We start from the raw sequence: 1,561 nt of genomic DNA on the forward strand, positions 1-1,561 counted from the left end.
AAGTGTRCCCTTTGTAAWGGACATTTTGAAAAAAAGCTAGGCGACYTTTTGAAGCTGCTGTCTGTATTTTRCAGGCGGCAGCTTTTTYAARTWCCATTGCCCTCKATAATGRTTGTARTAMATCATATAACTYTTMAYTTCTYKTTTTACTTCTTCTAAYGTTTCRCAYGCTTTCAGATTGGTTTCATCTTTAAAATGMCCRAAGAATGATTCTTGWGGSGCRTTATCCCAACAGTTTCCTCGRCGTGACATAGATTGCCCTAGTCCCATTTTCTTCACAAGTTTTTGGAATTTTGGATTCGTATAATGGAAWCCTTGATCYGAATGAATAAAKGCATCTTYCSTTAAATGGTGGTGATTTCGATTCAATTTACGAAGAGTATTGAGCGCGATATCCATACTTAATGAAGCAGATACTTCATACGCTAAAATTTCGTTTGTCTCAGCGTCCTTAATCGTTGATAAGTAAGCACGTTTGCCGTTTCCGTACGGTAAATACGTGATATCTGTTAATAATACTTTTCCTGCTACACCTTGTTTAAAGTTACGCTGTAATTCATTTGGACATGTACGATGTTCTTTTGTCGCTTTGGCCATTCTACGTGCYGGATTCGCTTTTCGAATTGGGCATACAATCTCGAATTTCTTCATAATACGACGAATACGTTTTAAGTTATACGTTATCCCATATTGATTTTCTAACGTCATTTTAATTTGACGTGTACCTTTCCTACGTCCTCGGAAATGATACGCTTTTAAAATGATTTCTTTGACGGCTTCATCTGCTAACTCATGGGTTGCACGCTTTTGTGCTGATTTTTCTGTGAAATAATTATAGTAACCTGAACGAGATACGCCCATGATTTCACATAGATAGGTTACTAAACGTTTTAGTTTATATTTTTGAATCGTTTTACTGATTAAATCAAATTTTAATTCTGTTGGGATTGTTATTTCTTCTTTAACATCTGCCTTTCGAGTAGATCGAGYTTTTTTAAAAGTTCATTCTCCGCTTGTAATAATCGATTTTTCGCTTCTAATCGTGCAATTTTTTCTTCAAAACTTAATTCCCGTTCTATTGGACGACCTGAATTCGCTTTCCGTGTATCTTGTAGACCCGCTACTCCAGTTGTACGATAAGCTGCACGCCAACGCTTTCCCGCTGAACTAATGCGCTTCAAACCAATCAGTTCAACATCTAAACCWGCCTCTTCAAAAATCGTTCTTRGGAGTTTYCCTTTTTCATTTTCTGCRATAAAATGGCGTTTRAAYTCCTCAGTATAAGTAATCGCTTTATCACTAATAGCYTGGAYATTAGGATTACAKTTTARTTGTTCTTGCTCTTTTTTAGTAAATAATCTTTTCGTCATTTCATTYCGCTCCGACATCTTTTTTCTCATTATAAACAAAAGTACCCTATAGGATAGACTTTTTTCAAAGTGTCTATCTTATAGGGTACAGTTTAAAATAGGATGAGATTTGATTTTTTGGTTAGAATAAAAAAAGAAATAATACACTAGAAAGTATTGGAAAAATTCGGTGTTTTTCGTATGTAGTGGAG

Annotated in this window: 1 protein-coding gene; it reads right to left on the bottom strand. The window is 35.2% G+C overall.

Going from position 1 to position 1,561, the window contains the following annotated elements; translation table 11 throughout:
- Positions 1 to 36: 36 nt before the first annotated feature.
- Positions 37 to 1,370, bottom strand: a protein-coding gene (locus tag AC1DJN_RS21910) for an IS3 family transposase (RefSeq protein ID WP_478040258.1) whose coding sequence is annotated in 2 segments (ribosomal slippage) — positions 37 to 998 and positions 998 to 1,370 — 1,335 coding nt in all. Because the reading frame shifts where the segments join, the coding sequence is not laid out codon by codon here.
- Between the last annotated feature and the right edge of the window lie 191 nt (positions 1,371 to 1,561).

It is taken from the genome of Stenotrophomonas sp. 05L414_2, from assembly GCF_056397905.1.